Origin of the sequence: Klebsiella sp. R445 (assembly GCF_051131755.1) — a bacterium.
Lineage (GTDB): Bacteria > Pseudomonadota > Gammaproteobacteria > Enterobacterales > Enterobacteriaceae > Klebsiella > Klebsiella lignicola.
On the sequence record NZ_CP180446.1, the window covers coordinates 2,713,269 to 2,726,998 of the forward strand.

The following is a 13,730-nucleotide window of genomic DNA, read 5'->3' on the forward strand; positions in this document are numbered from 1 at the left end:
ATCGATGCTTATTCAGCGACTTTTTTCTTCGCCGCGCGCTTCGCCTTGGTCGCCGCCGCGATTTTCTGCGTCTTGGTTGACGGCTTTTTAGCGCTCTTGTCTTTCTTCGCTTTCGCCGGCTTCGGTTTACCCTTGTCACCACGGAAAGCACTGTCTGGCTCGAAGTTCACCTGCTTGCCCGCCTGGCGACGACGGCCGGAAGGTTTGCCTGCGGTGTTCGCCTTTTTGGTCTTCTCCCGTGCGGTCTTACCGACGTTGCGCGGACCGCGCTCGCTGGAGATCAGTGAGAAGTCGATCTTGCGCTCGTCCATATTGACTGCTTCCACGCGGACTTCCACGCGATCGCCCAGACGGTAAGTCTGGCCACCGGATTCGCCAATCAAGCGTTGCCCGACCTGATCGAAACGATAGTAGTCATTATCGAGGGAAGAAACATGAACCAGGCCATCGATAAACAGTTCATCAAGACGCACGAAGAAACCAAAACCGGTGACGCTGGCTATCACGCCTTTGAAGACGTTGCCCACCTGATCCAACATGAAATCACATTTCAGCCAGTCAGACACTTCACGGGTGGCCTCGTCGGCACGACGCTCTGTCATCGAACAGTGCGCGCCCAGCTGCAGCATTTCATCCATGCTGTAGTGCCAGCCACCGGTTTCGGTGCTGTTGCCCTTATGACCCTGCTCTTTCGCCAACAGATACTTGATCGCCCGGTGCAGCGACAGATCCGGGTAACGACGAATCGGTGAAGTGAAGTGGGCATAGGATTGCAGCGCCAGGCCAAAGTGACCACGGTTTTCCGGATCGTATACCGCCTGCTTCATGGAGCGCAGCAGCATCGTCTGCAGCATTTCATGATCCGGACGGTCAGCAATCGAAATTAGCAGCTCGGCATAGTCTCGCGGTTCTGGCTTATTCCCGCCAGGCAGCTCCAGCCCCAGCTCCGCCAGCACGGAGCGGAACGCGGTGATCGCTTCGGTGCTCGGCTTATCGTGAATACGGAACAGCGCGGGCTCCAGCGCCTTCTCAACGAAGCGCGCGGCGGAGATGTTCGCCAGAATCATGCACTCTTCAATCAGCTTGTGCGCATCGTTACGCTGCGTCTGCTCAATGCGTTCGATACGACGTTCAGCGTTGAAGATGAACTTCGCTTCTTCACTCTCAAATGAGATCCCACCGCGTTCTTCACGGGCGCTATCCAGCACTTTATAGAGAGTGTGAAGTTCTTCAATATGCTTCACCAGCGGCGCATAGTGCTCACGCAGTTCCTGATCGCCCTGCAGCATATGCCACACTTTGGTATAGGTCAGGCGCGCGTGTGAACTCATCACCGCTTCATAGAATTTATATCCGGTCAGGCGCCCTTTGGAGGAGATGGTCATCTCACACACCATGCACAGGCGATCGACCTGCGGGTTCAGGGAGCACAGGCCGTTGGAAAGCACTTCCGGCAGCATCGGGACAACCTGAGACGGGAAGTAGACCGACGTTCCGCGGCTACGCGCTTCCGCATCCAGCGGCGTGCCGGGGCGGACGTAGTAGCTGACATCGGCAATAGCAACCCACAGGCGCCAGCCGCCACCGCGTTTTTTCTCGCAGTAGACCGCATCATCGAAATCGCGGGCATCTTCGCCATCGATCGTTACCAGCGGCAGGTCACGTAAGTCTACGCGGCCCACTTTGGCTTCTTCCGGTACCTGTTCTTTCAGCACCGAGACCTGTTTTTCCACCGCCGGTGGCCAGGTATAAGGGATTTCGTGGGTACGCAGCGCCATATCGACCGCCATGCCGGTGCCCATGTTATCACCCAGCACTTCAACGATTTTGCCGATGGCTTTGGTACGACGGGTCGGGCGTTGGGTCAGTTCAACCACCACCACAAAGCCCATCCGCGCGCCCATTACCTCTTCCGGCGGAATTAAGATATCAAAGCTCAGACGGCTGTCGTCGGGCACGACGAAACCGACGCCGGCGTCAGTGAAGTAGCGGCCGACAATCTGGCTGGTTTTCGGCACCAGAATACGCACCACGCGCGCTTCACGGCGGCCTTTACGATCGGCACCCAGCGGCTGCGCCAGGATCTGATCGCCATGAATACACATTTTCATCTGCTCGGAAGAGAGATAAAGGTCGTCTTTGCGTCCTTCGACGCGCAGGAAGCCGTAGCCATCGCGGTGGCCGATAACGGTGCCTTTAAGCAGGTCAAGACGTTCCGGCAGCGCGTAGCACTGGCGGCGGGTAAAGACCAGTTGTCCGTCACGCTCCATCGCGCGCAAACGACGACGCAGCCCTTCGAGCTGCTCTTCTCCTTCGATATTCAGTTCTATCGCCAGCTCTTCGCGGCTGGCCGGTTTTTCACGTTTTGTTAAATGATCGAGGATAAATTCCCGGCTTGGGATTGGATTCGCATACTTTTCAGCTTCGCGGTCCTGGAAAGGATCTTGTGACATGTCGGTTCCTCCGTTGTCATCTCTGATGTGAGTTTACGTCACTCCACCAGTAATAATTTATAAAGCGGTTGATTTTCTTCAACCAAATCAGCAAGCGTGTAGTTATCTAGTTCCTTAAGAAAACTTTGCGCAGCTTCAGCAAGCGCCTTTTTCAGGCGGCAGGCGGGAGTAATATGGCAAAATTCGCTGCTGCAATTGACCAGCGATAACGGCTCCAGATCGCGGACAACATCACCAACACGAATAGCTTGCGCTGGTTTACCCAGGCGAATCCCCCCGTTTTTCCCCCGCACGGCCATAACGTAACCAGCACGGCTTAACTGATTGATTATTTTAACCATATGATTACGGGAAACGCCGTAAACCTCCGTCACTTCGGAGATACTCGTCATTCTTCCATCCGGCAACGACGCCATGTAGATCAGCGCACGTAATCCGTAATCCGTAAAACTCGTTAACTGCACATCAACCTCAGGGTAAGGGGGAACGGTCAGCACTCTGGCTTCAGTTGCTGCGCGAACTGGCGCATCCTGAATGCTTTAGAGCATTGATCCTCGGGTAAAAACGATATTGATACTGTATTGATGATAAACCAGCCAGCGCTCAGGCCGCTAATTTATTTGAAATGGGGCGGGTGAACAGCAAAAACAAGGGCGCCTGAACGGCGCCCCAGGTTATTGATTATGCGTCGAACGGGTCGCGCAGAATCATCGTCTCAGAACGGTCAGGACCGGTAGAGATGATATCAACCGGTACACCGGTCAGCTCTTCAATGCGAGCGATATAGTTCAGCGCCGTCTGCGGCAGGCCGCTACGTGCTTTCACACCGAAGGTGGTTTCAGACCAGCCCGGCATGATTTCATAGATTGGCTCAATGCCTTCCCAGTTATCAGCAGCCAGCGGCGTGGTAGTCACTTCGCGGCCATCTGGCATACGGTAACCGACGCAGATTTTCACTTCTTTCAGGCCGTCCAGCACGTCCAGCTTGGTCAGGCAGAAGCCAGACAGGGAGTTGATCTGCACCGCACGACGGATCGCCACGATATCCAGCCAGCCGGTACGACGACGGCGGCCAGTGGTGGCGCCGAACTCGTTACCCTGCTTGCACAGGAACTCGCCGGTTTCATCGAACAGTTCTGTCGGGAACGGACCTGCACCAACGCGAGTTGAGTAGGCTTTGATGATCCCCAGAACGTAATCGACATAACGCGGACCCAGACCGGAACCTGTCGCCACGCCACCAGCAGTGGTGTTGGACGAGGTCACGTACGGATAGGTACCGTGGTCGATATCCAGCAGAGTACCCTGCGCGCCTTCGAACATCACGAAGTCGCCACGCTTGCGCGCCTGGTCCAGCAGATCGGACACATCAACAACCATCGCCGTCAGGATGTCGGCAATCGCCATCACATCATCCAGCACTTTCTGATAGTCAACCGCTTCTGCTTTGTAGAAATTCACCAGCTGGAAGTTGTGATATTCCATCACTTCTTTCAGCTTGTCAGCAAAGGTGGCTTTATCAAATAGATCGCCCACGCGCAGACCGCGACGTGCGACTTTATCTTCGTACGCAGGGCCGATACCGCGACCGGTAGTACCGATAGCTTTCGCACCACGTGCTTTCTCACGAGCCACATCAAGTGCTACGTGATAATCGAGGATAAGCGGGCAGGCTTCAGACAGCAGCAGACGCTCACGAACAGGGATACCACGGTCTTCCAGACCTTTCATCTCTTTCATCAGCGCAGCTGGAGACAGCACAACGCCATTACCGATAATGCTGGTAACGTTTTCGCGGAGAATACCTGATGGAATAAGATGGAGGACGGTTTTTTCACCGTTGATTACGAGAGTATGGCCAGCGTTGTGACCACCCTGGTAGCGCACAACATATTTAGCCCGTTCAGTCAGGAGATCGACGATCTTCCCTTTACCTTCGTCACCCCATTGGGTGCCCAGTACGACGACGTTGTTACCCATTTTTCAAAATCACCGTTTGCTTAAAAATGGATTCTACCATCGCTTTTTCAGAGTTACAGCACTTTTTGCAGCCAATATCAGGCAAGTCTGACCACTTTTTGATCAGTTTAACGATTTCGTCAACATGTAGTAGATGACGAACCCAGCGACCACAAGACCACCGCCAAAACGGCGTAATAAATTATCCGGAAGCTGGGTCATTGTCGCAATCATTCGCCGCCAGGCACGTGGATAAAGCAGCGGCCCGAGCCCTTCCAGAACTAAAACCAGCGCCAGTGCCAGCCAGATTGTTGAATTCATTATTGACCCTTATCTGTAAAACGAACCAGCCGCGATGAAGAAGCCCCGCTGCATATCATTGTTGTGTTCACCCTCACTTCATATTGTCTGGTATTTCCTCCATTTTATGAACTGCTTTTATGAAACAAAATTCATAACTCATTGTATTGAAGGTTATTTTCAAAATTGCAACTATGCCATCGCGTATCCATGGGGGTGCGCGCATACCATAACTAATTAGGATGATTAGCATGAGAGAATTAACTGCGATTGAAATCGATGCCGTAACCGGTGCTGGCTGGCTGCAGGACAATCTGGCTGCTCTGGGTGAACGACTGGGCGATAAGATATGGACTCAGGTTGGCGGCAACGGCATAGTGATCGACGTGCCGGTTATTGGCCCGGTCAACATTTCAGACATTGTGCCAGACCTTGGCAAAACCATCGGCCAGACGGCAGGATCGGCTATCGGCGGCGCCATTGAAAGCGCACTGGGTAGCATACCGGTGATCGGTGGGTTATTTGATCGTATTTTCGGCAACTAATCCGTCGCAAAAATAAAAAAGGCGCCTGTAAAGGCGCCTTTTCATCATATCATCCGCGAATCAACGAGTAGTCGCCGCTGGTGATTTCATATAGCGGAAGAAATCGCTATCCGGGCTGAGCACCATCACATCCTGGTTGCTCTGGAAGCTGTTCTCATAGGCACGCAGGCTACGGATAAACGCATAGAAACCTGGATCCTGGCTGAATGCATCAGCAAACAGCTTAGCGGCATCTGCATCACCTTCACCACGCATGATACGGCCCTGACGCTCCGCTTCTGCCAGCGTCTTGGTGACTTCATAGTCCGCGGTAGCACGCAGCTTCTCAGCCTCTTCCTGACCTTGTGAACGGTGGCGACGAGCAACCGCTTCACGCTCGGCGCGCATACGGTTGTAAATCGCTTCAGACACTTCCGCCGGCAGGTTGATCTGCTTGATACGCACGTCAACGACTTCAATACCCAGTGCCGCCATACTGTTCGGGTTAACAACCGGGACTTTACCGTTGGTTTCTGTCGCCACGCGCTCCGCCGCTTTGGCGATAGCATCGTCGGCAGCCGGGGTGCTGACTTCATCTTCAGTCCCTGCAGAACCGGAGTTCAGGGCATCGCGTACTTCCAGGGTCAGACGACCACGGGAGTCGGTCACGATATCTTTCACGTCCAGGCGACCAATTTCAGAACGCAGACGGTCAGAGAACTTACGCTTCAGCAGTACCTCGGCCTGGGAGACGTCGCCGCCGCCGGTTGCCAGGTAGTAGCGGCTGAAGTCGCTGATACGCCATTTAATATAGGAGTCAACGATCAGGTCTTTCTTCTCTTTAGTAACAAAGCGATCGGCCTGGTTGTCCATGGTCTGAATACGCGCATCCAGCGTTTTCACTGATTCAATGAACGGGATCTTGAAGTGCAGACCCGGCGCATAGACCAGCGGTTTATTTTCGCTATCGCGCAGGACTTTACCAAAGCGCAGCGTAATACCACGCTCGCCTTCTTTGACAACAAAGACAGACATGTAAAGCACGACCAGCACGATAACAACTATCGCAATAACAGGTTTACGCATCGTTATTCCCCCTGACGCTGGTAGTCGTTACGCTGCGCGTTAGCGCGGCGTTGGTCCATGATATTGCCGTCCGTAGTGGTCGACGTCGTGCTGGCGCTGCTTGAACTTGACGCAGGCGGCAAGCGCAGCAGATCGCTGGCACCACTGCTACTGTTCTTTGCCGCTGGGGTACCAGCGCCTTTCAGCATCTGGTCCAGAGGAAGAACCATCAGGTTGCCGCCTTTATCGTTAACCAGCACTTTGCGGGTGTGGCTGAGCACTTTTTCCATGCTTTCGATATACAGACGTTCACGGGTAATTTCCGGCGCAGCTTTATACTCTGGCAGGATTTTCGCAAAGCGAGCAACTTCACCCTGCGCTTCGAGTACGGTCTGAGTCTTGTACGCACGCGCCTCTTCGAGGATACGCTGCGCCTGACCATTGGCTCGCGGCTGCACTTCGTTGGTGTACGCTTCAGCTTCACGGATGTACTGCTGTTCGTTCTCACGCGCGGCAATCGCATCATCAAATGCGGCTTTCACCTCTTCCGGCGGACGAGCCGTCTGGAAGTTGACGTCCAGCAGAGTGATACCCATGTTGTACGGACGAATCGTCTCTTCCAGCTCGCGCTGGGTATCGCTACGAATAACGGTACGACCTTCGGTCAGAATACGGTCCATCGTGTACTTACCAATAACACCACGCAGGGCGCTGTCGGTCGCCTGACGCAGGCTGTCGTCTGCGCTGGCTACGCTAAACAGGTAGCGCTCAGGATCTGTCACACGATACTGCACGTTCATCTCAACGCGTACGACGTTTTCATCGGACGTCAGCATGACGCCAGAAGCCGCCAGTTCACGTACTGATTCAACGTTAACGGCCTGCACGTTATCGATAAAGGTCGGCTTCCAGTTAAGACCAGGCTCAACCAGATGACTGAATTTACCAAAGCGTGTTACCACACCACGTTCCGCTTCCTTGATGGTATAGAAACCGCTGGCTGCCCAGATAATTACCGCAGCGGCGGCAACGATGCCGACAATGCGTCCGCCCATCGGGCCGCGTGGTCCTTGAGAGCTGCTACCGCCCCCCTGGCCCCCTTTGCCGCCACCGAGACCGCCAAGTTTTTTACTTAACTTGCGGAAGATATCATCCAGATCGGGCGGCCCCTGCTCGCGACCACCTTTATTGCCATTTCCCCCGGAGTTGCCGCCTTGGTTATTGCTGCTCCCCCACGGGTCGCGGTCCTGTCCGTTATTACCGGGCTGATTCCACGCCATGTATATGCTCCATATTTGTTTTTGATATCCCCACAGGGGTTAATATCTTCAGGCAAGCTGCAAGGTCAAATCACGTAATCAACCAGCGCTGGCTCTTGTTTACAGAGGCGACGCCAGTCAACGATCGGCATGCGCACCTGCAGACTCACGCTGCCGTCATCCTCCATCCACTCTTTTTCTATCGCCTGAAGCTGATAGAACCGACTTCTCAGCCGCCCTTCCTGTGGCGGTAGACGCAGCGTGTGCTGTGCCACTTCACCGGAAAGTCGTTCCGTCAAAGCCTGAAAAAGCAGTGGTACGCCAACTCCGGTCTGCGCGGAGAGCCAGACCCGAATCGGTTTATTCTCTTCATCCCGATCGATACGCGGTTCAAAATCATCCAGCATGTCGATTTTGTTCATTACCAGCAGCATCGGAATTTCATCGGCCTCGATTTCAGCGAGTACCGTATTAACTGCATCAATGTTTTCCTGCACGCGGACATCTGCTGCATCAATCACATGCAGCAGCAGGGTCGCCTGACGCGTCTCCTGCAGGGTGGCTTTAAACGCGGCAACCAGATCGTGCGGCAGATGGCGAATAAAGCCGACGGTGTCCGCCAGCACGGTCTCGCCAACATCGGCGACATCAATGCGACGAAGCGTTGGATCCAGCGTTGCGAACAGCTGGTTCGCAGCATAGACCTCGGCTTCGGTTATCTGATTGAACAACGTTGATTTTCCGGCGTTGGTGTAACCCACCAGCGAGACGGTTGGAATATCGGCTTTGGCTCGAGACCGCCGTCCTTGTTCACGCTGTTTTGACACCTTTTCCAGCCGCCCCAGGATCTGCATGATCCGGTTACGCAGCAGTCGGCGGTCAGTTTCGAGCTGGGTTTCACCCGGGCCGCGCAAACCAATCCCGCCTTTTTGTCTTTCAAGGTGGGTCCAGCCACGAACCAGGCGCGTGGCCATATGGCGTAGCTGTGCCAGCTCAACCTGCAGTTTCCCTTCATGGGTACGTGCGCGCTGGGCAAAAATATCTAAAATAAGACCTGTGCGATCGATAACCCGGCATTCGCATAAGCGTTCCAGGTTTCGTTCCTGAGCCGGGCTCAGAGCATGATCGAACAGCACGACTGACGCGCCGGTCGCTTTTACGGCTTCCGCAATTTCGACAGCCTTACCTTCACCAACAAAATATTTTGGGTGCGGTGCTTTACGGCTACCGGTAATCACCTGCATTGCTTCGACACCGGCAGAGGAGACCAGGGATTCAAACTCCTGAAGGTCTTCCATATCTTTGTCTTGCGAAAAATAGATGTGTACCAGCACCGCCTGCTCACCGGCATCATAACGGTCAAACAAGCATAAACCCCTTATCAAATACCAGCGGAGAACCCAGTTACCCGTCGTCTTTCAGGTCGCATGCGTTGGTGCTCTGACCCATACGGGTCACCAAACACCGCTTTCAATATGCGTCTGACAAATGTGTTGTACCCAGTCATTCACTGACGTAAATGACTGGGGAGTCACTACATGCCGCTTACCTGAAACCTGAAATGCATCGGTAAAACCTGGCTCCCCGGCATGGAAAAACAGCGAAACCTTACTCGCTGTCTTCGCTGTCTTGCTGCGGCGCAGAAGAACCCTGCGCGCTACCACCATGGTGATAGTTGCTTGTACCGCCGCCAGCATTATTGCTGTGGTGAGACACCGGGCGAGACGGGACAACAGTAGAAATTGCGTGCTTGTAGACCATCTGGCTGACCGTGTTTTTCAACAGGATCACGAACTGATCGAAAGACTCAATTTGCCCTTGCAGCTTAATACCATTCACCAAATAAATAGAAACCGGAACACGTTCCCGACGCAAAGCGTTCAGGAACGGATCTTGTAAAGATTGCCCCTTAGCCATTCTCTCTTTTCCTTATATGTATGCTTGTTTTGTACTCAGAACCTTACGATTCTTAAAAAAAATTACGCACGATACCGTTTAATTGTACACGTTCAGTCCTGGCTCGCACCAACTACCTGTAATACTTTGTTGAGCGCCTGTTCAGGGTGTTCACTATCTAACCAGTGAATATCTTCCCAGCCACGCAACCAGGTGATCTGACGTTTAGCTAACTGTCTCGTCGCGCAAACACCTCGATAAACCATTTCATCATACGAGATCTCGCCTTCAAGGTATGACCACATCTGGCGGTATCCAACACAACGAATGGAAGGCATGTCCGTATGCAAATCTCCGCGGGCAAAAAGCGCCCGTACTTCTGCTTCAAAACCCGAAGCCAACATCTGATGAAAACGCTGTTCAATGCGCTGATGGAGCAGTTCACGGCTCGCCGGGGCGATGGCGAACTGATGCACCTGGTAAGGCAGAGCGTCTCCTGACGTTTGCGTCAGTTCCGTTAAAGTTTTACCCGAAATGAAAAAAACTTCCAGTGCTCGGGAAAGTCTTTGCGGATCATTTGGATGAATACGCGCGGCGGCAACGGGATCGATCTCCTGTAGCTGCCGGTGCAATGCGTGCCACCCCTGCTCTGCTGCCTGCTGCTCAATGTTGGCCCTGACCTGAGGGTCCGCCGACGGTAGCGGCGATAAACCTTCCAACAACGCTTTGAAATACAACATGGTTCCGCCAACCAGTAGCGGAATACGCCCGGCAGCGACGATATCCGCCATTTCTGCCAGCGCATCGCGGCGAAAATCAGCCGCGGAATAAGCCTCTGCTGGATCGCGAATATCCAGCAACCGATGCGGCGCTGCACTCTGCTCCGCGGCATCCGGCTTGGCAGTGCCGATATCCATTCCTCGATAGATAAGGGCGGAATCAACACTAATCAACTCTATCGGTAAAATTTTACGCAACGCAATCGCTAATGCGGTTTTACCGGAGGCCGTTGGGCCCATTAAAAATATTGCCTTAGGCAGGCTCGCCGTAGTGACATCACTCATCTTTCAGGGCATTCATCGCCGAATGTAAATCAACAGGTTGTAACAGACCACCCGGCGGCGCTTTTACCAGTTGCGGGCACAAACGTTCAACGTCTGCCAGAACAGTAATCGCCTGCGCCATATTCCATTGCGCATGCTCGCTCGCCAGATTACACGCAATCCACTGCGCGATGTTGCCGACGTCGAATGCCTTTTGCTGCGCCAGGTAGCCTATCAGTTCAGGAATCAAGATTTGTAAATTTTGTTGTCTTAAGGGTAAAGGCACGGCGCGCACCGTTAAATGTTGCGCGTCCGGTTGCACATCGATACCCAGCACAGCCAGGGCCGATTGGGCCTTACCCAGCGCCTCTTTTTCCGCCGCGGAAGCCTTCAGACGCAGCGGGATCAACAGAGGCTGCGCGCAAACCGGCTCGACCTCCGGCGTCAGTTGCGCCTGCCGCAACCAGCGCTCCGCCACCGGCAACGATAGCAGCGCCAGCTTGCCGTCGCGCTCCAGCAGCGCGCAATCGCCGCCGACAATAGTCAGCACGCGGCCAAAGCTCTGGCTGTGGCCAGATAACCCTTCCGCCGCCAGCGTCGGCACGACGTTTTTACGCTCCGCCGCGGGAGTATCCAACAGTTGGCGATAGAGCGCGCCCTGCTGTTTCTGGTAGCCCGGCTGCGCATGTGGCCAGTTGGCCGCCCCTGCGGCTGCAGGATTTGTGGGAGTGCGTGGCGTATCGCTGGAATAACGAGTCGCGGCAGGCTCACGCGCCACCGCAGGTTGTGCGAAATGGTTACCTCCCGCAGCCACCCGGTTTTCCGGAATCTGCGGCCGCGACGGTGCCATCTCGTCATCGTCCTCCACCAGCGGCGCCTGAAGCTGCTGCTGGAGCACGCTCAATACGCCCTGGTAGATAAAATCATGCACCAGACGCGACTGATGGAAACGGACTTCATGCTTCGCCGGATGGACGTTCACATCCACCTGGTGCGGGTCGATCTCAAGATAGAGGACAAACGCCGGTTGCTGATCCGCCCCGAGTTTATCTTCGCAGGCCTGACGAATCGCGTGATTAATTAACCGATCGCGCATCATGCGGCCATTCACATAGCAGTACTGAATTTCCGCCAGTGCCGGGTTGGTATGCAGCGGATCCGCCACCCAGCCGCGCAGCGTCAGATCGCCATGCTGCCACTCAATCGCCAGGGCATGCTCCAGAAACGGCATACCGCAGATCGCCCCTAGCCGCCGCTCGCGCTGCCCACCTTCTGGTACTGCACGATACTGACGCACCGCTTTGCCGTTGTGGCTGAGATTAATCGTGACGTCGAAGCGCGCCAGTGCGATGCGTCTGACGATCTCATCGATATGGCCAAATTCGGTCTTTTCGGTACGCATAAACTTGCGTCGTGCCGGGGTGTTATAGAACAGATCCAGCACTTCGAGAGTGGTGCCAACCGGGTGTGCCGCCGGTTTGATCGTCACCTCCTGATCGCGCCCTTCGGCATACGCCTGCCACGCTTCCTGCTGCTCCGCGGTACGAGAGGTGAGCGTCAGCCGGGCAACCGAGCTGATACTGGCCAGCGCTTCACCGCGAAAACCAAGGCTGATAATGGCTTCCAGATCGTCGAGGGAGGTTATTTTACTGGTGGCGTGACGAGCCAGCGCCAACGCCAGCTCATCCTTTTTGATACCGCTGCCGTTATCACGAATGCGGATAAGTTTTGCGCCTCCGCGTTCGATATCAATATCAATCCGCGTGGCGCCAGCATCGAGACTGTTTTCTACCAGCTCCTTCACCACCGACGCCGGACGTTCCACCACCTCACCTGCGGCAATCTGGTTGGCGAGCTGCGGCGGTAGAACCTGAATCGGCATGACTGACTCCTTAATTGATCAACGTCCTGCCAGGCGACGTGGCGCTGGCGGTTTGCGCTGGCTCACCGTGGGGGGCCGATTGTAGCGGGTGCTGCATAAAGTAGTTACGCAGGCCGTTATAAATGGCTTCGGCAATCTGCTGCTGATAATTATCGCTGCCTAACAAACGCTCTTCCCCGTTGTTACTGATAAAGCCGGTTTCCACGAGGATCGACGGGATATCCGGCGAGCGCAAAACGCCCAGGCTAGCGTGTTCAGGACGACGTTTGTGCAGATCGCCCACCCGCTGCAGCTGGCTTAATACGTTTGTCGCGACATCATAACCGACGCGCTGAGAATGGCCGAACTGTAAATCCAGGACCGCCTGGCTGAGGTAAGGGTCTGACTGGCTGTTTGCCAGCACATCCCCCGCCCCACCGAGTAGTTCAGACTGCTTCTCGTGCTGTTCAAGCCAGCCCGCCATTTCGCTGTTTGCACGGCGGTTGGACAGCACCCACACCGATGCACCGGTGGCATCGCGGTTCGGCGCCGCATCGGCGTGAATCGACACCAGGAAGTTCGCATTCTGCTTACGCGCGACGTCTGAGCGGCCCATTACCGAAATAAAATAGTCGCCATCGCGGGTCAGCACCGGCTTAAACAGCGGGTCGGCATTGAGCAGCGTGCGCAGCTTGCGGGCAATCGCGATGGTGACATTTTTCTCTTTGGTACCATTCGGTCCGATAGCGCCAGGATCCTGGCCACCGTGACCGGCATCGATCGCAATAATGACCTTTTCATCCGTGGCCACCGCGCGTGTCACCGGGCGCGTCGTGCTCTGGTTGTTGGTCATCGCGGTGGGTCGTTCACTCCCCGATGCGCTGAATGGGTTACGTGCCGGCGCTGTCGGACGTACAGGCACTATCGGTGCTTCCACCCGCTTAGCGACCACCGGTGGTGGCGGTGGAGGTGGTGGTGGCACATCGGCATTAATAGTAAAGACGACGGTATAGTTAGAGCCATTTTGCTGTTTCACGGCACGCGTTTTGCCATTTTCGGTCAGATCGACCAGCAGGCGCAGCGTCTGTGTATCCGCCGCCGTCCCTGCACGAATGCTTTTCACCAGATTGTTGCCGCTAAACAGCAGCGGTAGCCCCTGAAGCGCGCCGCTCTGCTTAATATCCAGCGCCACGGTACGCTTCCCCTGCGCGCTGAACGAGTATTCGGGATCGCCAATAAAGCTGATGGTGATACGGGCTTGTTGATCGCCATTGGAGACCTGGATATCGGACAGACTTGCCGCAGTAGCCTGAATGCTTAACAGCATTAGCGCAGCGGCCAGCCAACTGGTTATACGATGGATCATCCCG

The 13,730-nt window shown here is 54.9% G+C and carries 12 protein-coding genes; 1 reads left to right on the forward strand and 11 read right to left on the reverse strand.

What is annotated here, in order from left to right:
- Positions 1–8: 8 nt before the first annotated feature.
- The 4 genes from rnr to ACMYSN_RS12710 form a co-directional block, all read right to left on the reverse strand.
- Positions 9–2,453, reverse strand: a complete 2,445-nt coding sequence (rnr, locus tag ACMYSN_RS12695) for a ribonuclease R (protein ID WP_462495101.1) — start codon at positions 2,451–2,453, stop codon at positions 9–11.
- Between the two features lie 38 nt (positions 2,454–2,491).
- Positions 2,492–2,917, reverse strand: coding sequence for a nitric oxide-sensing transcriptional repressor NsrR (gene nsrR, locus ACMYSN_RS12700; protein WP_123757981.1), 426 nt, complete (start codon positions 2,915–2,917; stop codon positions 2,492–2,494).
- A 217-nt stretch (positions 2,918–3,134) separates the two neighbouring features.
- Positions 3,135–4,433, reverse strand: a complete 1,299-nt coding sequence (locus tag ACMYSN_RS12705) for an adenylosuccinate synthase (protein ID WP_123757851.1) — start codon at positions 4,431–4,433, stop codon at positions 3,135–3,137.
- Between the two features lie 102 nt (positions 4,434–4,535).
- On the reverse strand, positions 4,536–4,733 hold the full coding sequence (locus ACMYSN_RS12710) for a DUF2065 domain-containing protein (protein ID WP_154145062.1): 198 nt from the start codon (positions 4,731–4,733) through the stop codon (positions 4,536–4,538).
- A 230-nt stretch (positions 4,734–4,963) separates the two neighbouring features.
- Between ACMYSN_RS12710 and ACMYSN_RS12715 the strand changes: the two genes are divergently transcribed.
- On the forward strand, positions 4,964–5,257 hold the full coding sequence (locus ACMYSN_RS12715; RefSeq protein ID WP_462495102.1) for a hypothetical protein: 294 nt from the start codon (positions 4,964–4,966) through the stop codon (positions 5,255–5,257).
- 60 nt (positions 5,258–5,317) lie between these two features.
- Here the strand turns inward: ACMYSN_RS12715 and hflC are convergent, their stop codons facing one another.
- The 7 genes from hflC to amiB all read right to left on the reverse strand — a co-directional run bounded on the left by hflC (position 5,318) and on the right by amiB (position 13,726).
- The gene (hflC, locus tag ACMYSN_RS12720) at positions 5,318–6,322 is read right to left on the reverse strand and encodes a protease modulator HflC (protein ID WP_462495103.1); all 1,005 of its coding nucleotides are present in this window, start codon (positions 6,320–6,322) and stop codon (positions 5,318–5,320) included.
- Positions 6,323–6,324: 2 nt separating this feature from the next.
- Positions 6,325–7,581 (reverse strand): FtsH protease activity modulator HflK, encoded by a 1,257-nt coding sequence (gene hflK, locus ACMYSN_RS12725; RefSeq protein ID WP_123757848.1) that lies wholly within the window; start codon positions 7,579–7,581, stop codon positions 6,325–6,327.
- A 65-nt stretch (positions 7,582–7,646) separates the two neighbouring features.
- Complete coding sequence (gene hflX, locus ACMYSN_RS12730) at positions 7,647–8,927, reverse strand: ribosome rescue GTPase HflX (RefSeq protein WP_123757847.1); 1,281 nt, start codon at positions 8,925–8,927, stop codon at positions 7,647–7,649.
- A gap of 241 nt (positions 8,928–9,168) precedes the next feature.
- Complete coding sequence (gene hfq / locus ACMYSN_RS12735; protein ID WP_462495104.1) at positions 9,169–9,477, reverse strand: RNA chaperone Hfq; 309 nt, start codon at positions 9,475–9,477, stop codon at positions 9,169–9,171.
- A gap of 92 nt (positions 9,478–9,569) precedes the next feature.
- The gene (gene miaA, locus ACMYSN_RS12740; RefSeq protein WP_154145063.1) at positions 9,570–10,520 is read right to left on the reverse strand and encodes a tRNA (adenosine(37)-N6)-dimethylallyltransferase MiaA; all 951 of its coding nucleotides are present in this window, start codon (positions 10,518–10,520) and stop codon (positions 9,570–9,572) included.
- Positions 10,513–12,381 (reverse strand): DNA mismatch repair endonuclease MutL, encoded by a 1,869-nt coding sequence (mutL, locus tag ACMYSN_RS12745; RefSeq protein WP_462495105.1) that lies wholly within the window; start codon positions 12,379–12,381, stop codon positions 10,513–10,515. Before mutL ends, miaA begins: the two co-directional genes overlap by 8 nt.
- Before the next feature lie 10 nt (positions 12,382–12,391).
- The gene (gene amiB, locus ACMYSN_RS12750) at positions 12,392–13,726 is read right to left on the reverse strand and encodes an N-acetylmuramoyl-L-alanine amidase (RefSeq protein ID WP_462495106.1); all 1,335 of its coding nucleotides are present in this window, start codon (positions 13,724–13,726) and stop codon (positions 12,392–12,394) included.
- Between the last annotated feature and the right edge of the window lie 4 nt (positions 13,727–13,730).

Bases quoted from the DNA above. Each gene is read 5' to 3' on its own strand.
- ACMYSN_RS12715 (WP_462495102.1), top strand. From the start codon at position 4,964: ATGAGAGAATTAACTGCGATTGAAATCGATGCCGTAACCGGTGCTGGC.
- mutL (WP_462495105.1), bottom strand. From the start codon at position 12,381: ATGCCGATTCAGGTTCTACCGCCGCAGCTCGCCAACCAGATTGCCGCA.
- rnr (WP_462495101.1), bottom strand. From the start codon at position 2,453: ATGTCACAAGATCCTTTCCAGGACCGCGAAGCTGAAAAGTATGCGAAT.
- amiB (WP_462495106.1), bottom strand. From the start codon at position 13,726: ATGATCCATCGTATAACCAGTTGGCTGGCCGCTGCGCTAATGCTGTTA.
- hflK (WP_123757848.1), bottom strand. From the start codon at position 7,581: ATGGCGTGGAATCAGCCCGGTAATAACGGACAGGACCGCGACCCGTGG.
- miaA (WP_154145063.1), bottom strand. From the start codon at position 10,520: ATGAGTGATGTCACTACGGCGAGCCTGCCTAAGGCAATATTTTTAATG.
- ACMYSN_RS12710 (WP_154145062.1), bottom strand. From the start codon at position 4,733: ATGAATTCAACAATCTGGCTGGCACTGGCGCTGGTTTTAGTTCTGGAA.
- hfq (WP_462495104.1), bottom strand. From the start codon at position 9,477: ATGGCTAAGGGGCAATCTTTACAAGATCCGTTCCTGAACGCTTTGCGT.
- hflC (WP_462495103.1), bottom strand. From the start codon at position 6,322: ATGCGTAAACCTGTTATTGCGATAGTTGTTATCGTGCTGGTCGTGCTT.
- ACMYSN_RS12705 (WP_123757851.1), bottom strand. From the start codon at position 4,433: ATGGGTAACAACGTCGTCGTACTGGGCACCCAATGGGGTGACGAAGGT.